General features: G+C 70.9%; 20 protein-coding genes and 2 pseudogenes. 9 read left to right on the forward strand and 13 right to left on the reverse strand.

Annotated features, from left to right (window positions below):
• Positions 1 to 158 precede the first annotated feature (158 nt).
• The 7 genes from OG435_RS17975 to clpS form a co-directional block, all read right to left on the reverse strand.
• A complete protein-coding gene (locus OG435_RS17975) occupies positions 159 to 1109 on the reverse strand; it encodes a PLP-dependent cysteine synthase family protein (protein ID WP_266877882.1) in 951 nt (316 codons plus the stop codon).
• A complete protein-coding gene (locus OG435_RS17980) occupies positions 1109 to 1396 on the reverse strand; it encodes a MoaD/ThiS family protein (RefSeq protein ID WP_254383264.1) in 288 nt (95 codons plus the stop codon). Before OG435_RS17980 ends, OG435_RS17975 begins: the two co-directional genes overlap by 1 nt.
• 88 nt (positions 1397 to 1484) lie before the next feature.
• Entirely contained in the window at positions 1485 to 1592 is a 108-nt protein-coding gene (locus tag OG435_RS50130) for a putative leader peptide (RefSeq protein ID WP_323182362.1), read from the reverse strand.
• Positions 1593 to 1691: 99 nt separating this feature from the next.
• Positions 1692 to 2114 carry a M67 family metallopeptidase gene (locus tag OG435_RS17985; RefSeq protein WP_266877885.1) on the reverse strand — a complete coding sequence of 141 codons (423 nt, stop codon included), beginning with the start codon at positions 2112 to 2114 and terminating at the stop codon, positions 1692 to 1694.
• 197 nt (positions 2115 to 2311) lie between these two features.
• The gene (locus OG435_RS17990; protein ID WP_266877887.1) at positions 2312 to 3733 is read right to left on the reverse strand and encodes an amino acid permease; all 1422 of its coding nucleotides are present in this window, start codon (positions 3731 to 3733) and stop codon (positions 2312 to 2314) included.
• A 335-nt stretch (positions 3734 to 4068) separates the two neighbouring features.
• Positions 4069 to 4683 (reverse strand): DUF2017 domain-containing protein, encoded by a 615-nt coding sequence (locus tag OG435_RS17995; RefSeq protein WP_266877888.1) that lies wholly within the window; start codon positions 4681 to 4683, stop codon positions 4069 to 4071.
• Positions 4683 to 4997, reverse strand: a complete 315-nt coding sequence (gene clpS, locus OG435_RS18000; protein WP_243337276.1) for an ATP-dependent Clp protease adapter ClpS — start codon at positions 4995 to 4997, stop codon at positions 4683 to 4685. The genes OG435_RS17995 and clpS overlap by 1 nt, the downstream gene beginning before the upstream one ends.
• A gap of 81 nt (positions 4998 to 5078) precedes the next feature.
• Between clpS and OG435_RS18005 the strand changes: the two genes are divergently transcribed.
• Positions 5079 to 6407 carry a nicotinate phosphoribosyltransferase gene (locus OG435_RS18005; RefSeq protein WP_266877890.1) on the forward strand — a complete coding sequence of 443 codons (1329 nt, stop codon included), beginning with the start codon at positions 5079 to 5081 and terminating at the stop codon, positions 6405 to 6407.
• Between the two features lie 243 nt (positions 6408 to 6650).
• Entirely contained in the window at positions 6651 to 7259 is a 609-nt protein-coding gene (locus tag OG435_RS18010; RefSeq protein WP_266877892.1) for a nicotinamidase, read from the forward strand.
• Here OG435_RS18010 and OG435_RS18015 read toward each other — a convergent pair.
• Positions 7240 to 7608 (reverse strand): hypothetical protein, encoded by a 369-nt coding sequence (locus OG435_RS18015; protein WP_266877894.1) that lies wholly within the window; start codon positions 7606 to 7608, stop codon positions 7240 to 7242. The genes OG435_RS18010 and OG435_RS18015 overlap by 20 nt on opposite strands.
• Positions 7609 to 7719: 111 nt before the next feature.
• Positions 7720 to 10125: an immune inhibitor A domain-containing protein gene (locus tag OG435_RS18020; protein WP_266877896.1), complete on the reverse strand. Its 2406-nt coding sequence runs from the start codon at positions 10123 to 10125 to the stop codon at positions 7720 to 7722.
• 469 nt (positions 10126 to 10594) lie between these two features.
• On the opposite strand from OG435_RS18020, the gene OG435_RS18025 reads away from it, so the two are divergent.
• Positions 10595 to 10882, forward strand: a complete 288-nt coding sequence (locus tag OG435_RS18025; RefSeq protein WP_266877897.1) for a hypothetical protein — start codon at positions 10595 to 10597, stop codon at positions 10880 to 10882.
• 84 nt (positions 10883 to 10966) lie between these two features.
• On the opposite strand, the gene OG435_RS18030 is transcribed toward OG435_RS18025, so the two are convergent.
• Together OG435_RS18030 and OG435_RS18035 are read right to left on the reverse strand one after the other, a co-directional pair.
• Positions 10967 to 11737 carry an RDD family protein gene (locus OG435_RS18030; RefSeq protein ID WP_266877898.1) on the reverse strand — a complete coding sequence of 257 codons (771 nt, stop codon included), beginning with the start codon at positions 11735 to 11737 and terminating at the stop codon, positions 10967 to 10969.
• An 88-nt stretch (positions 11738 to 11825) separates the two neighbouring features.
• Positions 11826 to 13577 (reverse strand): RDD family protein, encoded by a 1752-nt coding sequence (locus OG435_RS18035; RefSeq protein ID WP_266877899.1) that lies wholly within the window; start codon positions 13575 to 13577, stop codon positions 11826 to 11828.
• 295 nt (positions 13578 to 13872) lie between these two features.
• On the opposite strand from OG435_RS18035, the gene OG435_RS18040 reads away from it, so the two are divergent.
• Entirely contained in the window at positions 13873 to 14352 is a 480-nt protein-coding gene (locus OG435_RS18040) for an SsgA family sporulation/cell division regulator (RefSeq protein ID WP_266877900.1), read from the forward strand.
• A gap of 58 nt (positions 14353 to 14410) precedes the next feature.
• On the opposite strand, the gene OG435_RS18045 is transcribed toward OG435_RS18040, so the two are convergent.
• Positions 14411 to 15793: an FAD-binding oxidoreductase gene (locus tag OG435_RS18045; RefSeq protein WP_266877902.1), complete on the reverse strand. Its 1383-nt coding sequence runs from the start codon at positions 15791 to 15793 to the stop codon at positions 14411 to 14413.
• Between the two features lie 9 nt (positions 15794 to 15802).
• On the opposite strand from OG435_RS18045, the gene OG435_RS18050 reads away from it, so the two are divergent.
• A complete protein-coding gene (locus tag OG435_RS18050) occupies positions 15803 to 17368 on the forward strand; it encodes a tetratricopeptide repeat protein (RefSeq protein ID WP_266877904.1) in 1566 nt (521 codons plus the stop codon).
• A gap of 126 nt (positions 17369 to 17494) precedes the next feature.
• Here the strand turns inward: OG435_RS18050 and hppD are convergent, their stop codons facing one another.
• Positions 17495 to 18646 (reverse strand): 4-hydroxyphenylpyruvate dioxygenase, encoded by a 1152-nt coding sequence (hppD, locus tag OG435_RS18055; protein WP_266877906.1) that lies wholly within the window; start codon positions 18644 to 18646, stop codon positions 17495 to 17497.
• 133 nt (positions 18647 to 18779) lie between these two features.
• Between hppD and OG435_RS18060 the strand changes: the two genes are divergently transcribed.
• The 4 genes and pseudogenes from OG435_RS18060 (at position 18780) to OG435_RS18075 (ending at position 21261) form a co-directional block, all read left to right on the forward strand.
• Entirely contained in the window at positions 18780 to 19250 is a 471-nt protein-coding gene (locus OG435_RS18060) for an Lrp/AsnC family transcriptional regulator (RefSeq protein ID WP_266877907.1), read from the forward strand.
• A gap of 38 nt (positions 19251 to 19288) precedes the next feature.
• Positions 19289 to 19441 (forward strand): annotated as a pseudogene (locus tag OG435_RS18065) (ABC transporter permease); the annotation flags it as partial.
• Positions 19429 to 20274 (forward strand): ABC transporter permease, encoded by an 846-nt coding sequence (locus OG435_RS18070; protein ID WP_266881838.1) that lies wholly within the window; start codon positions 19429 to 19431, stop codon positions 20272 to 20274. The pseudogene OG435_RS18065 and the gene OG435_RS18070, both read left to right, overlap by 13 nt.
• Positions 20275 to 21261 (forward strand): annotated as a pseudogene (locus OG435_RS18075) (glycine betaine ABC transporter substrate-binding protein).
• Positions 21262 to 21302 lie beyond the last annotated feature (41 nt).

Below are 21302 nucleotides of genomic sequence, written 5' to 3' on the forward strand. Positions count from 1 at the left end.
TGCGGGGCGAAGTCCCCTACCCGCCCTTCCACCGTTCCCCGGGCTCCGCCCGGACCCGCGCCTCAAACGCCGGCGGGGCTGGAGGGGTCCCGGGGAACGGGCGAAGGGTGGGGCGGCGCGGGGCGGGGCCGGATCGTGTCGGCTTCGCCGCCCGGGGGCTATGCCCAGAGTTGGCCCTGGAGGACCTCGATGGCTTCCTCCGTGGTCGCCGCCGTGTAGACGCCCGTCGACAGGTACTTCCAGCCGCCGTCGGCCACGACGAAGACGATGTCGGCCGACTCGCCCGCCGCCACCGCCTTGCGCCCGACGCCGATCGCCGCGTGCAGGGCCGCGCCCGTGGAGACGCCCGCGAAGATGCCCTCCTGCTGGAGGAGTTCGCGGGTGCGGGTGACCGCGTCCGCCGAGCCCACCGAGAAGCGGGTCGTCAGGACGGTGGGGTCGTAGAGCTCCGGGACGAAGCCCTCGTCGAGGTTGCGCAGCCCGTAGACAAGGTCGTCGTAGCGCGGTTCCGCCGCGACGATCTTGACGCCGGGGACGTGTTCGCGCAGGTAGCGGCCCACGCCCATGAGGGTTCCGGTGGTGCCCAGGCCCGCCACGAAGTGGGTGATCGAGGGGAGGTCCGCGAGGATCTCCGGGCCGGTCGTGGCGTAGTGGGCGCCCGCGTTGTCCGGGTTGCCGTACTGGTAGAGCATCACCCAGGAGGGGTTCTGCTCCGCCAGTTCCTTCGCGACGCGGACGGCCGTGTTCGAGCCGCCCGCCGCCGGCGACGGGATGATCTCGGCTCCCCACATGGCCAGCAGGTCGCGCCGCTCCTGAGAGGTGTTCTCGGGCATGACGCACACGATCTTGTAGCCCTTGAGCTTCGCGGCCATCGCGAGGGAGATGCCCGTGTTGCCCGAGGTGGGCTCCAGGATCGTGCAGCCGGGGTACAGCCGGCCGTCCTTCTCGGCCTGCTCGACCATGTGGAGCGCGGGGCGGTCCTTGATCGAGCCGGTCGGGTTGCGGTCCTCCAGCTTCGCCCAGATGCGGACGTCGTCCGAGGGCGAGAGCCGGGGCAGGCGCACGAGCGGCGTGTTGCCGACCGCGGCCAGGGGGGAGTCGTAGCGCATTACTTCGATCCGCCGGCTACGGCCGGGAGGATGGTGACGTTGTCGCCGTCCTTGAGGGCGGTGGAGATGCCGTCGAGGAAGCGGACGTCCTCGTCGTTGAGGTAGACGTTGACGAAGCGGCGCAGCTCGCCGCCCTTGGCCTCGTCGATGATGCGCTCCTGGATGCCCTTGTGGCGGGTCTCCAGGTCGGAGAACAGCTCGGAGAGCGTCGCACCCGCGCCCGTGACGGCCTTCTCGCCGTTGGTGTAGGTGCGGAGGATGGTGGGGATGCGGACCTCGATGGCCATGGCAGGCTCCAGTCAGGATGGTGAAGGGAAGGCGGGCGAAGCGGAGCGGGCACGAGCGCGCGCGGCCCCGCGAGGGGGCCGTCGGGGCTCAGGCGGCTGTACAGATGGCGCTGGCGAGGCGGCACAGGTCGACGTGCAGCCGCGCCACAAGCAGCAGCCTGCCGGGCGTCTCGATGCTCACGTCGTGGGAAACCATGCGGTCATGTTAACGATTCCCGACCCCTGGTTTGGAGTGTGATTCCGCATCGTGGACGGAAGTTTCTCGCATACTGAGAAGTAGCCCTCCGCCGCGGTCTCAGTAGGCCGCTACGACCTGCACTTCTTCCTCGGTGATCACGCCTTCGACGATCCGGTACGACCGGAACTGGAACTCCCCGAGGGCGTCCTTGTCGGCCGTGGAGACCAGCACGTAGTGCGCGCCGGGCTCGTTCGCGTACGTGACGTCCGTGCGCGAGGGGTAGGCCTCGGTGGCGGTGTGCGAGTGGTAGACGATGACGGGCTCCTCGTCCCGGTCGTCCAGCTCGCGGTAGAGCTTGAGCAGGTCCTTGGAGTCGAACTCGTAGAACGTGGGCGACCGGGCCGCGTTCAGCATCGGTACGAACCGCTCCGGGCGGTCCGTACCGGCCGGGCCGGCCACCACGCCGCAGGCCTCGTCGGGGTGGTCCTGGCGGGCGTGCGCGACGATGCGGTCGTACAGGTCCTGGGTGATGGTCAGCATGAGCGACAGGATAAGCAGACGGGCCCTCCCGTACCGAGGACTGGTACGGGAGGGCCCGGATGGTGGACACGGCACCTTGCGGACAAGGGATCGTGCCCGGAATGCCGCGCGGTTCCCGGCCGTGACAGGCGGCCGGGACCCGCGGTTCGCGGAGGCCTTACGAGGCCCTGTCAGGCCCTGCCAGGCCCTGGGTGTGGCTACGAGGCCTTGGTGAAGGCGGCGCCGCGCGGGTCGCGGGACTTCATCACCTGGTAGGAGACGCCCAGCAGCAGGCCCCACAGCGGGGCGCAGTAGAGCGAGACCCGGGCGTCCTTGTCGATGCCCATCATCACGATGACCATGCCGATGAAGGCCAGGGCGAAGTAGCTCGTGAAGGGGGCGCCGGGGGCGCGGAACGGGGACTTGGGGAGGTCGCCGCGGTCGGAGGCGGCCCGGTAGCGGATCTGGCAGACCAGGATCATGATCCAGGCCCACATGCCGGAGATGGTGGCGAAGGCGACGGTGTAGTTGAAGGCCTTGCCGGGGGCGACGTAGTTGATCCAGACGCCCACCAGCATCAGCGCGGCCGAGAAGGTGGTGCCGACCAGCGGGGTGCCGCTCTTGGTGAGCTTGGTGAAGAACTTCGGGCCCTGGCCGTTGAGGGCGAGGTCGCGCAGCATGCGGCCGGTGGAGTACATGCCCGAGTTGCAGGAGGACAGGGCCGCGGTCAGGACGACGAAGTTGACGATCGCGGCGCCGACGCCGAGGCCCATCTTCTCGAAGGCGGCGACGAAGGGGCTGACGCCGGGCTGGAACTCGTGCCACGGGACGACCGACAGGATCATGATGAGCGCGCCGACGTAGAAGACGGCGATGCGCCAGGGCACGGTGTTGATGGCCTTGGGCAGGGTCTTCTCGGGGTCCTTGGACTCGCCGGCGGTGACGCCGACCAGTTCGACGGCGAGGAAGGCGAACATCACGATCTGCAGGGTCATCAGCGTGCCGCCGAGGCCCTTGGGGAAGAAGCCGCCGTCGTTCCACAGGTTGGAGACGGTGGCGGTGTCCGCGGCGTCGGAGAAGCCGACGGTGAGGATGCCGGCGCAGATCAGGATCATGCCGACGATGGCGGTGACCTTGACCATGGAGAACCAGAACTCCAGCTCGCCGAAGAGCTTCACGGAGATCAGGTTGGCGCCGTAGAGGATGACGGTGAAGATCAGCGCGTACGCCCATTGCGGGAAGCTGTCATGGGTCCAGTACGACATGTACTGCGCCGCGGCGGTGACTTCGGTGATGCCGGTGACCACCCAGAAGAGCCAGTAGGTCCAGCCGGTCACGTACCCCCAGAAGGGGCCGAGGAATTCCCGGGCGTAGTCCGAGAAGGAGCCGGACACCGGGCGGTACATGAGGAGTTCGCCCAGGGCCCGCATGATGAAGAAGATGACCAGGCCCGCGATGGCGTAGGCCAGGATCAGGCTGGGGCCGGCCTTGGAGATGGCCTTGCCGGCGCCCAGGAAGAGGCCGGTGCCGATAGCGCCGCCGATCGCGATCATCTGGATCTGGCGGGCTCCGAGTGCGCGGTGGTAGCCGTCGCCCTCGCCTGTGTCGTGCTGCTGCTCGTCGACCTGTACGGAGGTCATGTCTTGGTGCGCCTTTCTCCACGCCGACCCGCGCCATGACTGGCAGCGGATCGGGTCCTCGATCCCCCCGGATACGGATGGAGTTGCACGCCGGCGGTCAGCCGGTTCAAGCAGGCCGGGGGACATGGGTGGCGCCCCGTCGGCGGTCGTGAAGATTTATCACGTGCTTACCGGTGCAGGAGGGAGGAAAGTGTGACGCAGGGCGCAAAAAAATCAGGACAAAGGTCCTGAAACAGATCAGGTCACCACATCGTGGTGACCTGATCGTTATCCGGATTTGAGCGTCCGCTGAGCGAACGAATGAGTGGTTTGAGGCCCCTCTGAGGACGGCTGGGTCAGAGGGTGTCGGTGAGCGTCTCGATCAAGGTCTCCTGAAGACCGCCGAGCCAGAGGTACGCCATCACCATCGGCTTGCGCGGATCGTCGTCCGGCAGCCGGAAGAGCACGGCGCTCTCGTCGTCCTCCGTGATGTCGAGGCGGGCCGCGATGGTGAGCCGCAGGTCGTTCAGGGCGCCCAGCCAGCGCAGCCGCAGCTCCCCGTCGACCTCCAGGACGGCCGCGCCGTCCCCCTCGGGGCTCAGCCCGTCCAGGCTCCGTACGACGGCCAGCGCGTCCTCCCGCTTGCGGGAGCGCAGGTCGTTCTCGGTGAAGCGGCGGAACTCGGCCGAGTGGGCACGCAGCTCCTCCGTGTCGGCGTTCGCCGGGGTCTCCGGGCCGCCGTAGGCGTCGGGGAAGAGCCGGGCCAGGGCCGGGTCGGACGGGGGTTCGGTGGGGCCGTCGGAGGCGGCGAAGAGCGCGGCCAGCGGGTCGGCGTCCGGCTCGGGCTCCGGTTCGCCGGGACCGATGAGCTCCAGCAGCTGCACCGCCAGGGAACGCAGGATCGAGATCTCGATCTCGTCCAGTGCGATGGCCGCCCCGCCGGCCTTCAGGGGCTCGAAGACGCCGCCCATCAGTTGCGGTCCTGGGACATGGTCGCCCAGAGGCCGTAGCCGTGCATGGCCTGCACGTCCCGTTCCATCTCCTCGCGGCTGCCGCTGGAGACGACCGCCCGACCCTTGTGGTGGACGTCCATCATCAGCTTGTTCGCCTTGTCCTTGGAGTAGCCGAAGTACGCCTGGAACACGTACGTCACGTAGCTCATGAGGTTGACCGGGTCGTTGTGCACCAGGGTCACCCACGGGACGTCGGGTTCGGGGACCGCGAAGGTCTCTTCGGCCGATTCGGTGCGTTCGATCTCAATGGGAGCAACACTCACTTGTCCCATGCTGCCACTGACGGGGGCCCGTCGCACAAACGGGCCCCTACATCTCGTCACTTTGACGAGATGTGCGCTAGCATCCGTCGCATGAACCCTGCGGACCTGGGCCTGCCGGTGGACGTGCCGTCGACAGCGCTCTTCACGGACCATTACGAGCTCACGATGCTGCAGGCCGCGCTGGCCAACGGCACGGCCGACCGCCGCTCGGTCTTCGAGGTGTTCACCCGCAGGCTCCCCGAGGGGCGCCGCTACGGAGTGATCGCGGGGACCGGCCGGGTGCTCGACGCGGTGGAGAACTTCCGCTTCGACGGCGCCGTACTGGAGTTCCTGCGCGAGCGGAACGTCATCGATGCCCGCACCCTCGACTGGCTCGCCTCGTACCGCTTCTCCGGCGACATCTGGGGCTACCCGGAGGGCGAGGTCTACTTCCCCGGCTCCCCGGTCCTGCGCGTCGAGGGCAGCTTCGCCGAGTGCGTGCTGCTGGAGACCGTGATCCTGTCGATCCTCAACCACGACTCCGCGATCGCCGCGGCCGCCTCCCGGATGTCCTCGGCCGCCGGCGGCCGGCCGCTCATCGAGATGGGCGCCCGGCGCACGCACGAGCTGGCGGCCGTCGCCTCGGCGCGCGCCGCGTACGTCGGCGGTTTCACCTCCACCTCGGACCTGGCGGCCGGCTTCCGGTACGGGATCCCGACGGTCGGCACCAGCGCCCACGCCTTCACCCTGCTGCACGACAGCGAGCGGGACGCCTTCACCGCCCAGGTCGCCTCGCTGGGCAGCGGCACCACGCTGCTGGTGGACACCTACGACGTGGCGGAGGCGGTCCGCACGGCCGTGGAGGTCGCCGGGACGGGCCTGGGCGCCGTCCGCATCGACTCCGGGGACCTGCTGCTGGTCGCGCACCGGGTGCGGCAGCAGCTCGACGAGCTGGGGGCCACGGAGACCAAGATCGTGGTGACCTCGGACCTGGACGAGTACGCGATCGCCTCTCTGGCGGCCGCTCCGGTGGACGCGTACGGGGTCGGCACCCAGCTGGTGACGGGCAGCGGGCACCCGACGTGCTCGATGGTCTACAAGCTGGTGGCGCGGGCCACCTCGGCCGATCCGAAGGCGCCGCTGGTGTCGGTGGCGAAGAAGTCCTCGGGCGGCAAGACCTCCGTCGGGGGGCGCAAGTGGGCGGCCCGCCGGGCCGACGCCGAGGGGATCGCGGAGGCGGAGGTCCTGGGAACCGGGCCGGTGCCGGCCGCGCTGGCCGACAGGCAGCTCCTCGTGGAGCTGGTCAAGGGCGGTGAGGTCGTGGCCCGCGAGTCCCTGGAGGCCGCCCGGGACCGCCACCGCGAGTCCCTGGCGGGCCTGCCGCTCTCCGCGACGCAGCTCTCGCGCGGCGAGGCCGTGATCCCGACCGAGTACGCGTAGCTCCGGGGGCGGGGCGGGGCGGCCCTGCGGGGCTGTCCCCTACCCGCCCTTCCACCGTTCCCCGGGCTCCGCCCAGACCCGGTCCTCAAACGCCGGGCGGGCTGGATTCGGCGCGGGCTCAGAGCGCCCGCGCGGGGTCTGGGGCGGAGCCCCAGTTTCGGGAAGGGGCGGGGTGGGGGAAAGGCCCCGCAGGGCCCACGCCGCCGCACCAGAACCACACCACCCAACCGAAGGGCACCGGACATGCACCGCGCACTGATCGTCGTCGACGTACAGAACGACTTCTGCGAGGGCGGCAGCCTCGCGGTCACCGGCGGAGCCGACATCGCCGCCGCCATCACCGAGCTCATCGGCCAGGCCACCGCCGGGTACCGGCACGTCGTGGCCACCCGCGACCACCACATCGACCCCGGGTCCCACTTCGCGCACCCCCCGGCCCAGCCGGACTACGAGACCTCCTGGCCGGTGCACTGCGTCGCCGGGACCGAGGGCGTGGGCTTCCACCCGAACTTCGCGCCCGCCGTCGCCTCGGGGGCCGTGGCCGCCGTCTTCGACAAGGGGGCGTATGAGGCCGCGTACAGCGGTTTCGAGGGCGCGGACGAGAACGGCCGCGGGCTCACGGAGTGGCTGCGCGACCGGCAGGTCACCGAGGTCGACGTGGTCGGCATCGCCACCGACCACTGCGTCAAGGCCACCGCCCTGGACGCGGTCCGCGCGGGGTTCCGCACCCACGTGCTGCTCGACCTGACGGCCGGCGTGGCCCCGCACACCACGGCCCGCGCGCTGGCCGAGCTGCGGGAGGCCGGGGTGGAGCTGAGCGGGACCCCCGTGGTCACCCCAGCAGGGCCCTGATCGGGTGCCACAGCTCCGCCGCCCGGTCCGGGGCGGAGCGCCAGAGCAGGCCGTCGGGGTGGTGCAGGACGGCGGTGATCTCGTCCGGGGTGGGCGGCTGCGCGTTCCCGCGCAGGTAGACGGCGCGCAGTCCGAGGTTCCGCAGCCTGGTCAGGGCGCGGGCCCGGTTCACCGCGTGCACCAGCACGCGGACATTTCCACCTTCGACGGCGCCTGCGATGCCGCCCTTGATCCCGCCTGTGATGCCGCCCGCGATCCCGCCCGCGACGGCACCGCAGGGCGGTCTGGGCAGCGTGAGCGCGACGACCACGCTGCCGCCTGGCAATCGGACGAAACCTCCACCGGGCATGTCTTCATCTCCCCCGTCAATAAGAAACTCAGCCCACGCATCTAAACGCGAACGGCCGCCGCCCGCTAGAGGGCGACGGCCGATCATGCTTTGACCTGCGGTTTTACCGAATTACTTAACGGAGGGACCGACCTCGACCGTCATGACGAGACCGTCGTAGGTCTCCTTCACGACCTTGATCTTGGTGTTGGTGTCAGTGGTCTTCACCGAGCCGGTCGGGTTCTCGTCGTAGAAGTACTTGCCCTTGTGGTCGTCGAAGACGAGCTGCGCGGGCTTGGGCTTCAGGAAGAGCTCCTGGCCGTTCTTGTGCAGGGTGATCGCATCCGTCTTGTACGCGCTGAAGGCGGCGTCGTACGGCTGGATCTTGTTGCGCAGCAGGGTGCCGTCCGACCACTTCATCGGCTTGGCGTTGGCGTCGATCGGAAGGATCAGACCGGCGCCGGGGTGCTGGCTGGTGTTGTTGTCCTTCTGGGAGGTGTCCCACTGCCAGATCAGGAGGCCGTCCTGGTAGGCGTAGTGCTCGACCCAGTTCGGCTTCGTGTTGGCGAAGCCGAAGTTGTACGGACCGACCTTGAGGGTCTTGTCGTACGAGACGTAGCGGCGGTTCTCGGCCAGGTAGTACTGGGCGTACTCCTTGGTGAAGCCGGAGCCGACGCGGGAGAAGCCCTTGCCGGTCCAGCCGTTGTCGCCGTTCTCGGCACCGTCGGTGAACAGCGTGGAGCCGTCCGCCGTGATGCTGAGCGCGTCGCCCGTGAAGCCCTTGCCGCCCGCGCCGCCGTCCGTCTGGTAGCGGAAGCGGAGGTCGACCTTCTTGCCCGCGTACGCGTTCAGCGAGTAGGCCAGGTTCTTCCAGCCGCCCGAGACACCGGTGAGCGAGGGGCTGTTGGAGGCGTCGACCGGGATGGCCACGCCGTCGGCGGTGCCGGCGAGCGCGGTCCAGGTGGCGCCGCCGTCGGTGGAGACCTCGGTGTACAGGAAGTCGTACTCCGCCTCGATGTCCCACCAGCCCTTGAGCGACAGGGCCGCGGAGGACTTGCCGGTCAGGTCGACCGAGCGGGTGAGGGTGTTCTTGAGGTCGTCACCCATGTTGCTCCACCACTGCGAAGCACCCTCGGCGGGAGCGACGATCTCGGTGGTGACCTTCTTCTTCGGCAGCTCGACGACGAGCGCCTGCTTGTCCTTGGTGTTGTACTCCGAGACGCCCAGCTTGTGGGTGGACTTCGTCGCGGCCTTGGCCGTGTCGTAGTTCAGCCAGCCCAGCTGGAACTTGTCCCAGGCGGTCATGTCGCCCGGGAGGTCGCCTATGGAGTCCTTGCCGTTGCCGAGCCAGGAGCCGGCCGACATCAGGGACCAGAAACCGACCGAGTTCTCGCCGCCACCGGAGGTGTCGTAGAGGTCCGGGAGGCCCAGGTCGTGGCCGTACTCGTGCGCGAACACGCCGAGGCCGCCGTTCTCCGGCTGCATCGTGTAGTCGCCGACCCAGATGCCGGTGTTGCCGATCTGGGTGCCGCCGGCCTTGTTGTTCGCGGGGCCGTTCTTGCCGGCCTCGGTCCCGTAGGCGTACCAGCGGTGGGCCCACAGGGCGTTGGGGCCCTGCACGCCGCCGCCAGCCGACTCGTCCTCGCCCGCGTGGACGATCTGGAAGTGGTCGATGTAGCCGTCGGGCTCGTTGAAGTTGCCGTCGCCGTCGAAGTCGTAGCGGTCCCAGAGGTCGTACTGGGCGAGCTGCGCCTTGATCTGGGCGTCGGTCTTGCCGGCCTTCTTCTGGCCCTCGGCCCAGGCGGTCACGCCGTCCTTGACCGTGTCCCAGACGTTGGAGCAGTTGCTGGAGCCGCAGTAGTTCGAGCCGTAGCGGGCCTCGTTGTACGGGACCTTGACCCAGTCGGCGACCTCGCCCTCGACCGAGTAACGGCCCGAGGAGGTCTTCTCGTAGTAGGTCTTCAGCGAGTTCTTGCCCTTGCCGGTACCGAAGTACAGGTCCTGGAAGTACGCGCGGTTGAAGTCCTTGCGCCAGGCCGTGCTGTTGTTCACCGCACGGTCGGGCTGGGCGATCTGGTTGTGCTGCGGGCCCGGGTTGCCGCCGTACTTGGGCACGGGCGGCTTGGGGCCGGCGCCGTCCGGGTCGAACATGGTGGTGCTGTCCACCTGGTCGCCGAAGTCGACGAGGATCGTGAAGATCTTGTCGGTCTTCTCGCGGCCGAGCTCGACGTACTTCTTGTCGTCGAGCTTGACGACCTTGGAGGCGCCCCGCTGCTCGACGCCCTTCTTGCCGCTCAGCACCTGCTCCAGGGCAGCCTTGCGGGCCTGCTCCTGCTGCTTGCTGAACGGGCCTTCGAGGTTGTGCTGGACCTGCTCCTTCGAGGGAGCGGTCGGGTCCTGGCGGTCCGCGGCAGACACCTTCGCACCCGGGTCTGCCGTGGCCATCGTGAAGGCGGCTCCGGTGGCCGCCGTCGCTGCCAGGGTCACGCCGATTGCGGCGGCGCGCAGCGCTCGTCTTCTGGCCGAGTTGCTGGTCACTTGATGTCGTTCCCCTCCCGCGGCCGCGAAGTGGTGCGGAACTTCTCCGTAGGAGTGGGGGGTTCCGTGCGGCGCGCGTCTCAAGTGACGACATTTGACCGGAGAGACGCGAGAAAAGACAGACCTTGACTTGTTCCTTACAACTGCACTATGCGGTCAACGAGTTCCGCTATTCGGACGTTCGGCGGCCATAGGGGACGAACGGTACTTCTGGTCCCATCGGACCTTCGCCGGACCGTCGCCGAGACGTCGTCGGGTCCCATCGAATCCCATCGGTCCCGGCCGCCCCTCCCCGCCCCCCGGACCCCAGCGGTGCTCCCCGTGCGCCCCCTGTGCTCCGCTGCTTCCCGTCGCGCGGGTGAGGTCACGCTTACCGACAGTTCCGCTCGGGCATCCACCGTCGTAGAGTCACTCGGCGCCAGCCCTGGCCGAGCCGACTCCCCCTCCCGCTTCGAGGACGGATATCGCCATGCCGCGTCCGACTGCCGCACAGCTCGCCTACGGGTCCGCCACCGTCATCGTCTCGACGATCGCCATGCTGCTGCTCTCGCAGACGAGTACGGGACTCGGCATCGCGGTCATCTCCGCCGCCGCCCTCGCCCTCGGGGTCCTCGTCGCCCTCACCGTTCCGCTGCCCCGCCGGCGCGGGCGGCACACGGCGACCCGTACGAGGACCGCCTCGCCCGTGCCGGACACCGTTCCGCGGGACGTGGCGGCGAGCGCCGCGGCCCCGGTCGAGCACCCCGTGCACCACTGACGCGACGCGACCGATCCGCGCACAGCGCGGCGCGGGCGGCCTCCCCCGTGGGGAGACCGCCCGCGCACACCGGACCGGGTGCTTCTAGGTCGCCTGGACCACCACGGTCTTGGCCACCTTGTCGTGCAGACCCTGCTTGTAGGGCTTGTCGACGAGCATGGAGATGACGAGCGCGATCGGCCACAGGCAGAAGCAGCAGATCAGCGTCGGCAGCCAGAGCACGGCGGAGCGGGAGAGGGCGGCCCCGGACTGCGGGACGCTGCCGTCGTTGAGCATCGCGACGCGCAGGCCCATCCACTTCTTGCCGAGGGTCTGGCCGTTCTTCTTGACGAACCACCAGTCGTAGCCCACGTAGGCCACGATCGAGATGAGCGTCATGACCAGTCCGCTGCCGCTGTAGGACTTGGTGATGACCTCGGTGACGTCCTCGCCCTCGTTCGTCTTCACCGTGTACCGGTTGCGGTCACCGACGATCAGCTGGATGACGAACAGCGGGACGGCGATGATCAGCAGGTCGATGATGCGGGCGGCGAGCCGCTTGCCGAAGTCGGCGAGCGGGGGCATCCCGGCGAGCGGGTCGGGCATGCCGTAGCCGCCACCCCCGCCGTACGGGTCGTTGCCGCCTCCGCCGTACGGGGGCGGCGGGGGCGGGTAGCCCCCTCCCCCGGGCGGGGGCGGCGGAGGGTAGCCCCCTCCGCCTCCGGGCGGCGGTGGAGGGAAGCCTCCGCCTCCGCCCGCGCCCGCGGGCGGTGAGCCGTACGGCGAACCGCCCGACGGCGGAGGCGTCGGCTCCTGGGGCTTCTTGAGGAACGGGTCGTCCTCGGGCGGCTGGCCCGGCGGCTGGTCGGTGCTCATGGCCCGAGTCGAACCCGGCCCGGAGCAACCCGCAACGGGGACGCGTCCATTCAGGGGACACGGGGGCCGGGGACGGCCTGCAGGGGCCCTAGCGGGCCACGTACGTGCGTGCGGCGCGGTCGTGGAGGGTCCGGCGGCGCTGACGGTCCGCGAGGGCCCACAGGGCCCCCGGGAGGCCCAGGAGGGCGTATACGAGCCAGCGGCGCAGTGCCGCGCCGAAGCGGGGCGGGCGCAGCGTGGCGGTGGCCAGGACCCGTACGCCGAGCAGCTTCTTGCCCGGGGTGCGGCCCCAACGGGCGGTGGGCAGGGCTTCGTAGAAGACGCCGAAGAGGAGGACGGCGCCCAGTACGAGGCCCAGCGAACCCGCGGTGGTCCCGTCGAGCAGCCACACGGTGGTGGTCCGGCCGCCCGCCCGGGCGGCGTCGACCTTGGCCTGGACGTGTGCGGTCGCCCCCGGCAGGAGGGGCAGCGCCACCCCGGTCGCGACGGCGGCGTACACGAGGGAGTCCAGCAGCCGGGCCGTCGCGCGGCGCACGAGCCCGGCGGGGCGCACGGCCCGCTCCGCCATCCGCTCGAACACCGCGCGTCCGGTCCGCTCGGGACGCGGGGCGGGAGCCGGCGCGGCCCCGGCCCGCTCCGCACGATCCGCCTGCTGCTCTACGGGGGCCCCGCGCCGGGCGGGCTCCGCCGGGACGGCCGGGGCCGGGCGCTCGGCGCGGCGCACCCGCTCCACCGGCCCCGGATCCGAGGCGGGCGAACCCGGGGCGCCGGGCCACACGGGGTCGGGGGCCTGCGCGGCAGCCGGGGCCGAGGCAGCGGCGTGGGCCGCGACCGGGGAGGGCGCCGAGAGGATGCCGAGCCCGCCCGGGGCCGCGGACCCGGGCGCCTGCGCGGGCAGGGCGGCCGACACGGGGGCTGCCGCCGCCGACTGCCGGGCCGGTGCCTGCGCCGAGCGGTGGGCCTGCGCCTGCGCCAGCCGGAGTGCCTGGGGCGACACCTGGGCCTGGACGGGCGCCTGGGCCTGGTCCTGTAGCTGGGCCGATGCCTGGGACTCGGCCGATGCCTGGGCCTGGGCCGGTGCGGGTGCCTGGTGCGATACCTGGGCCTGGACGGGTGCCTGGGCCTGCGCCTGCCCCTGCGCCGAGCGGTGAGCCGGTGCCTGCGCCTGTGCCTGTAGCTGGGCCCGTGCCTGGGCATGGGCCGGTGCGGGTGCCTGGTGCGGAGTGGGGGCCGGTACCGGCGTGCGGGCCAGGGAGATCCCGCCGGGGCGGGCGGCGGCCGCCTCTTCCTCGTGGCCCCAGGACACCCGGCGGTCGCGCGGCCCGCCGAACCCGGACTGGTGGAGCGGGTCGGCCTGCCATTCCGCGGAGGCGGACGCGGACGCGGAGCCGGGCTCGGAGGCCGGCTCCGCTCCCGGGACGTATCCCGACGCGTGTCCGGACGCCGCGTCCGCGGACGCGGACCCGGACCCGGACCCGGCCTCCGGCCAGGACGCGAAGTCCGACCGCGACGCGGACCGCGCACACGACTCCACCTCGGACCGCGCGGCCGGAGCCGCCACGGAGCCGGCGGGTTCCGGCCAGGACGCGGGCGCCGGGGCCGGGGCCGGTGCGGGCCGGGGCTCCGGCCCGCGTTCGGGCCGCGCCGGCTCGCGCAGCGCCTCGCTCATGCCCGTCTGGTCGAGGAACACGGGACCCGTCTCGTCGGCAGGGGCCGCGGGGCGGCTCGTACCGGGAACCCAGTTCAGGCCGTTCCAGAACCTGACGTACCCGGGGATGGACGGATCGGGGTAGTAGCCCTCGCGGGCCGCGTGCTCGCCGTCACCAGGGGAGGCCGTCAATGTCCCCAACTCCGATCGTGGCTTGAGGCTTCTTGCAGGGGTGGACCATAGCCAAGAACCGCCCCCCGACAGGTCCGGTAACGGGAGAATCCAAGCGATCGGGCGAACCCTGGCCAACCCTGACGAGCGCGGCCCCGCACGCAAGATTTCGGTCAGCCGATAGATTTCGGCCATTCCTTGAAGTGCCTCGCGAAGTCGCGTCATACCCGGGCACTTCGGCGCTCTCTCCGGTGTGGGCCGCTCCACGGCCCCGCGCAGCACCCGAACACGTACCCCGTACCGAAGTGAGGCCGCCATGCAGCACCCCGTCGTCGAGCGCGAGCTGGAACTGAAGCTGGTCCTGTCCCCCGAACGCAGCGTGCCTGTCCCCGCCCGCCTGCTGTACCTGACGGACGACCCGTACGCCGTGCACATCACCTTCCACACCGGCTCCAGCACCCCGGTCAACTGGACCTTCGCCCGCGAGCTGCTGGTCGAGGGCGTGTTCCGTCCGTGCGGCCACGGAGACGTGCGCATCTGGCCCACGAAGGTCGGCCAGCAGGCCGTCCTGTGCATGGCGCTCAGCTCCCCCGACGGCGACGCCCTGCTGGAGGCCCCCGCCGTGTCCGTGTCGGCCTGGCTGGAGCGGACCCTGCGGATCGTGCCGCCCGGCACCGAGGCCGACCGGCTCGGCCTGGACGCGGCACTGGCCGAGCTGCTCACCCCGACGCCGGCCGACGAGCTGTGGATGCGCGACCCGTGGCCGTCGGACGAGTCCGCGGACGGGGAGCTGTGACACTACGGGCGGCTGTCACCCGACGGAGAGCCGTGACCCGACGGGGAGCCGCCGTGCCTCAGAACAGCTTGCCCGGGTTGAGCAGCCCCTCCGGGTCGAAGGCCTGTTTGACGGCGCGCTGCATCTCCATTCCCACCGGGCCGAGTTCGCGGGCGAGCCACTCCTTCTTCAGGACGCCGACCCCGTGCTCCCCTGTGATCGTCCCGCCCAGTTCGAGTCCCAGCGCCATGATCTCCTCGAAGGACGCGCGGGCCCGCCGGGCCTCGTCCTCGTCGGCGGGGTCGAAGCAGACGATGGGGTGGGTGTTCCCGTCGCCGGCGTGCGCGCAGACCCCGATGAGCAGGTCGTGCGTACGGGCGATGGCGGCGGTCCCGTCCAGCATCTCGGCGAGCCGGGTCCGCGGTACGCACACGTCGTCGATCATCGTCGCGGGCCGCAGGGCCTCCAGGGCGGGCAGGGCCATCCGGCGGGCCTGGAGGAGCAGTTCGGACTCCGCGGCGTCCTCGGCGAACACGACGGCGCTCGCCCCGGCGGCGGCGCACAGCTCCCCCACGGCGGCCAGGTCCTCGGTCGGGTGCGGGCTGTCGAAGGCGGCGACCAGCAGCGCCTCGGTGGTCTCGGGCAGGCCCATCTTGCCGAGCGCGTTGACGGCGCGGACGGTCGTACGGTCCATCAGCTCGAGCAGCGAGGGCGTCAGGCCGGCCTCCATGACGGCGCAGACGGCCGCGCAGGCGGCCGCGGCCGAGGGGAACTCGGCGGCGAGGGCGAGCTGGCGGGGCGGGGCCGGGCGCAGGGCGAGGACGGCCCCGACGACGATGCCGAGGCTGCCTTCGGAGCCGACGAACAGGCGGGTGAGGTCGTACCCCGCGACGCCCTTGGCGGTGCGCCGGCCGGTCCGCAGGAGCCTGCCGTCGGCGAGGACCACGTCGAGGCCGAGGACGTACTCGGCGGTGACCCCGTACTTGACGCAGCACAGACCGCCGGCGGCGGTGCCGATGTTCCCGCCGATGGTGCACTGCTCCCAGCTGGAGGGGTCCGGCGGGTAGTGCAGGCCGCGCTCGGCGACGGCGCGCGAGAGGACGGCGTTGACGACGCCCGGTTCGACGACGGCGATCCGGTCGACGGTGTCGATCTCCAGGATCCGGTCCATCTTGACGAGGGACAGCACGACGCAGCCGTCGGAGGCGTTGGCCGCGCCCGACAGGCCCGTGCGGGCCCCCTGGGGGACCACGGGGACGCGGAGCGCGTGGGCGGTGCGCATGACGTGCTGGACCTGTTCGACGGTCCGGGGCAGCACCACGGCGGCCGGGGTGCCGGCCGCGCAGAAGCTCGCCATGTCGGTGGCGTAGGAGGCGGTCACCTGAGGGTCGGTGAGCAGGGCCTCGGGCGGAAGTCCTTCGAGGAGCCGGTCGTGGAGCGCGCGTGATACGTCGTCAGCCATGGTGCCAGCGTGACAGTCGGGGCCATCGGTGTGAACACGCCCGCGACGCTCTTCGGACACCTCGGCGAACTCTTCATATTGACGCACAGTGACTCCATGGACCCTCTGCGCGACGCATCCGTCTCCCGGGAGAGGCAGCACCAGGCTGCCCCGCCCGTGACCTTCACCGGCCGCAAGACGCTCGTGGCGGCGGCGGCCCTGGTCGTCCTGATCGCCGGGGCCCTGCTGATCCGGCCCGCCCGCACGGGCGACGACGCCCGCCCGCCGGAGCCCAGCGAGCGGGCCCGCGCGGCGGTCGGGATGGGCGCGCCGGCGGCGGCGGTGGACCTGTCGGCGCTGGTCTCCGACCGGGAGAAGTGGGTCGCGGAGCACCCGGACGACGAGGCCTCGTGGGCGGTGCTCGGGGCGGCGTACCTGGAGCAGGCCCGGCGGACGGCCGATCCCGTCTGGTACCCGAAGGCGGAGGGCGCCCTGAAGCGCTCGCTGGAGCTGCGCCCGGCGGAGAAGGGCAACTTCGACGCGATGACGGGCATGGGCACCCTGGCCAACGCCCGGCGGGACTTCGGGACCGGGAAGAAGTGGGGCGAGCTCGTACGGGCGCAGGCGCCGAAGCGGTGGACGGCGTACCCCGTGCTCGTGGACGCGTACGGCGGTCTCGGGGACTACAAGGCGGCGCAGGGCGCGATGGAGCGCCTGGTGGACCTGCGGCCGGGTCTGGCGGCCTTCACGAAGGCCTCCCAGGTGTACCGGGACCGGGGCTGGCGCGAGGACGCGGCCATGTCCATGGAGCACGCGGGGGGCGCGGCGAAGGCCCCGGCGGAGAAGGCGTACGTACTGTTCCGGCTCGGGGAGCTGGCGTGGGAGCGCGGGGACGACGCGGAGGCCCTGAAGCAGTACGAGGCCGCGCTGCGCACCGATCCGGGTCTGGCGGCGGCGCTGGGCGGGCGGGCGCGGGTGCTGGCGGCGCTGGGCCGCGGTGGTGAGGCCGTACGGGACTACCGGCTGGCGCTGGGCCGATCCTCGGTGCCGTCGCTGTCGCTGGAGCTGGGCGAGCTGCTGGAGTCGCTGGGCCGGGGCGAGGAGGCGAGGGCGGTGTACGACGGGATCGCGGCGCAGGCCGCCCGGAGCGGGGTGAACGAGGAGCTGCTGCTGGGCCGCTTCGAGGCCGACCACGGCGATCCGACGGCGGCCGTACGGCGCCTCACGGCGGAGTGGGCCCGGCACAAGAGCCTGCCGGTGGCGGACGCGCTGGGATGGGCGCTGCACAAGACGGGCGACGACACGGCGGCGCTGGAGTACGCGAAGAAGGCCACGGAGCAGGGGCTGCGGCTCGCGGAGTTCTCGTACCACCGGGCGGTGATCGAGCGGGGCCTGGGCGACGAGGCCGGGGCCCGGCGGCACCTGGAGGAGGCGCTGCGGACGAACCCGGGCTTCTCCCCGGTACGGGCGCCCCTGGCGAAGCAGGCCCTGGCGTCGATCGGCAAGCCCCCGGCGGGCGGCCCGGAGAACATGGAGCCCACCAAGCCGTGGGTGGCCCCGGAACTCCCCAAGGCGAAGCCCGTCCCGAAGCCGTAGGGGGCGCGGAGCCCGGGCAGGGACCGCTGCGCGGGGCCTCCCGGGCTCTGCCCCAGGAGCAGCGCCGCAGGGGCGCCGCTACCCGGTTCCCGCTGCCCGGTTCCCGCTGCCCGGTTCCCGCAATCCCTAGAGGTTGCCCCTCTTCTCCTGCTCCCGCTCGATCGCCTCGAACAGGGCCTTGAAGTTGCCCTTGCCGAAGCCCATCGATCCGTGCCGCTCGATCATCTCGAAGAAGACCGTCGGGCGGTCCTGGACCGGCTTGGTGAAGATCTGCAGCAGGTAGCCGTCCTCGTCGCGGTCGACGAGGATCTTCAGCTCGCGCAGGGTCTCTACGGGGACCCGGGTCTCGCCCGCCCACTCGCCGAGGGTGTCGTAGTAGGAGTCCGGGGTGTCCAGGAAGGTCACACCGGCGGCCCGCATCGACCGCACCGTGCCGACGATGTCGTTCGTGGCCAGCGCGATGTGCTGGACACCGGCGCCGCCGTAGAACTCCAGGTACTCGTCGATCTGCGACTTCTTCTTCGCGATCGCCGGCTCGTTGATCGGGAACTTCACCTTCAGGGTGCCGTCCGCGACGACCTTCGACATCAGCGCCGAGTACTCGGTCGCGATGTCGTCGCCCACGAACTCCTTCATGTTCGTGAAGCCCATGACCTTGTTGTAGAACGCCACCCACTCGTTCATCCGGCCGAGCTCGACGTTGCCCACGCAGTGGTCGATGGCCTGGAAGGTGCGCTTGGCCGGGGGCTCGACCATCGGGGCGACGGAGACGAAGCCGGGCAGGTAGGGGCCGGTGTAGTCGCCGCGCTCGACCAGGGTGTGCCGGGTCTGGCCGTAGGTGGCGATCGCCGCGAGCCGCACGGTGCCGTGCTCGTCGGTGAGCTCGTACGGCTCGTCCAGGCCGCGCGCGCCGTGCTCGACGGCGTAGGCGTAGGCCGCCTTCACGTCGGGGACCTCGATCGCCAGGTCGACGACGCCGTCGCCGTGGTCGGCGACGTGCTCGGCGAGGAAGCGGCCGCGGTCGGTGGAGGCCTTGATGACCGAGGTGAGGACGAACCGCGCGCCGCCGTTGGTGAGGACGTAGCTGGCCGTCTCGCGCGTGCCGTTCTCCGGTCCGGAGTAGGCGACGAGCTTCATGCCGAAGGCGGTCGAGTAGTAGTGCGCGGCCTGCTTGGCGTTGCCCACTGCGAAGACGACCGCGTCCATGCCCTTGACGGGGAACGGATCGGCCTTGGCGGCGGTGCGCGGTGCGGTCTCGAGCGGCTGGGTCTCAGTCATGACGGCAGAGTCCCGCCGTTCCACAAGATGCGCAATAGTTTCCATTTCTGCTGTACATGCTGACCAGTCTCAGCCGACCATGGCTGGGATATCTGTGCACTATGACCACCGACCGACCGCCCGGGAGGCACCCATGGGAATCGACGAACTCGACGGCCGGCTCATCGTCCTGCTCGCCCGGGAGCCCCGGATCGGGGTTCTGGAGGTCTCGCGCCGGCTCGGCGTGGCACGCGGTACGGCGCAGGCCCGGCTGGACCGGCTTCAGTCGAACGGAGTCATCCGGGGGTTCGGCCCGCAGGTGGATCCGGCGGCCCTCGGGTACCCGGTGACGGCCTTCGCGACGCTGGAGATCAAACAGGGGCAAGGAGCGGACGTACGGGCCCACTTGGACGGGGTTCCGGAGGTGCTGGAGCTGCACACGACGACCGGTCACGGGGACATGCTGTGCCGGCTCGTGGCCCGGTCCAACGCGGATCTCCAGCGGGTGATCGACCGAGTTGTCGCGTTTGATGGGATCGTGAGGGCTTCGACCGCGATTGTCATGGAAAACCCCGTACCCTTGCGGATCATCCCCCTGGTCGAACAGGCGGCCGCGGACTACTGACCACTGACGTGCGGCAACGACCGACGGGGTGACGCGGCGTGAGTTTCTGGTCCTACCTGTCCAACCGCCACCAGCAGCTCCTCACCGACGCCTTCCAGCACGCCAGCGCCGTCTTCCAGTGCATGGTGATCGCGACCGCCCTCGGCGTCGCCATCGGCGTCCTCACCTACCGCAGCGGCTGGGCCGGAACCCGGTCTCCCCCGAACGCCCGCCCGGCGAGCACGAACTCAAGGGCCACGTCTTCCGGGACCCGGAGGAACCCGAGCCCGGCGTGGAGGTCATGGCCTCCACCACGCCGCCCCGCCCCGGGAGCCGGCTCACCTGGTCCCGGCTGGTGACCCTGCCGATCGTGCTGGCGCTGGTGCTGCTGGCCACGTACCTGTGGATCACCAACGCCACCCTGGACACGATCGCCGAGAACTCCCTCAAGGACGGCAACGTCGAGCTCCGGCTGTGGCAGCACGTACAGCTCACCGCCATCTCCACCTTCTGGGTGCTGGTCATCGCGATCCCGCTCGGCATCGCCCTGACCCGCCGCGGCCTTCGCCGGGCGGCCCCGCTGGTCACCGCGATCGCCAACATCGGGCAGGCCACCCCGGCCATCGGACTGCTGGCCCTGCTGGTCATCTGGCTCGGCATCGGCCCCTCGACGGCGATCATCGGCATGGTCGCCTACGCCGTCCTGCCCGTGCTGTCCAACACCGTCGCGGGGCTGCGCGGTATCGACCCCCAGCTGGTGGAGGCCTCCTCCATGGGAACCCTGATGAAGGCGGAACTGCCGCTGGCCGTCCCGCTGATCCTGGCGGGCGTCCGGACGGCCCTCGTCCTCAACGTCGGCACCGCGACCCTGGCCACCTTCGGCGGCGGCGGGGGCCTCGGCGACCTGATCACCTCCGGGATCCAGACGCAGCGGATGCCGGTGCTGGTGCTGGGCTCGGTGCTGACGGTGGCGCTGGCGCTGTTCGTGGACTGGCTGGCCTCCCTGGCCGAGACGGTCCTGACCCCGCGCGGGCTGGAGGCGTAGATGGCCGGGCTCCCCCTCTCCGTACGGACGGCCGCGGCGGGCGCGGCCCTGCTGGCGCTCGGCCTGCCGCTCGCGGGCTGCGGGCTCAAGAGCGGCTCCCCGATGGTGGACGGCGTCCTGCCGGGCTCGGTCGGCCAGGGGCAGCCCCTCAGGGGCGCCTCGCTCACGGTCACCTCGAAGAACTTCAGCGAGAACATCGTGCTCGGCCAGATGATCGGCCTGATCTTCAAGGCGGCCGGCGCGGAGGTCCTGGACCGCACCAACCTGCCCGGGTCGATCAGCGCCCGCGAGGCGATCATCCAGGGCGACGCGGACGCGATGTACGAGTACACGGGCACGGCCTGGATCACCTATCTGGGCAACGACAAGCCGATCACGGACCCGTACGAGCAGGGAGGCGGTGCGGGACGCGGACGTGGAGAACGGCGTGGCCTGGCTGCCCGCGTCCACGCTCAACAACACCTACACGCTGGCCATCAGCAAGAAGAACAACGCCAAGTACGGACTGAAGACCATGTCGGACGTGGCGGCGCTGTCGCAGCGCGACCCCAAGGCGGTGACGGTCTGCGTGGAGAACGAGTTCGCCTCGCGCGAGGACGGACTGCCGGGGATGGAGAAGGCGTACGGGATGAAGATCCCGGCGGGCAACGTCATGAAGATGGACGCCGGGATCATCTACACGCAGGTCTCCAAGCCCGATTCCTGCCTGCTGGGCGAGGCCTTCAGGACGGCTGGATCAGGGCCATGGACCTGGACACCCTGGTCGACGACCGGCACTTCTTCCCCAACTACAACGCGGCGCCGGAGCTGCACGCGAAGACCCTGGAGAAGTACCCGGTGATCGCGGGCCTGTTGGACCCCCTGTCGAAGCGGCTGACGACGGAGACGGCGCAGCGGCTCAACGCGCTGGTGGACGTGGAGGGGCGGGATCCGCACGAGGTGGCGAAGGACTGGCTGGTGGCGGAGGGGTTCATCAAGGAGGGGTGAGCCCCAAAGGAGTAGCCGCAAAGGGAAAGTTCCAAAGGAAC

Origin of the sequence: Streptomyces sp. NBC_01264 (assembly GCF_026340675.1) — a bacterium.
Classification (GTDB): domain Bacteria; phylum Actinomycetota; class Actinomycetes; order Streptomycetales; family Streptomycetaceae; genus Streptomyces.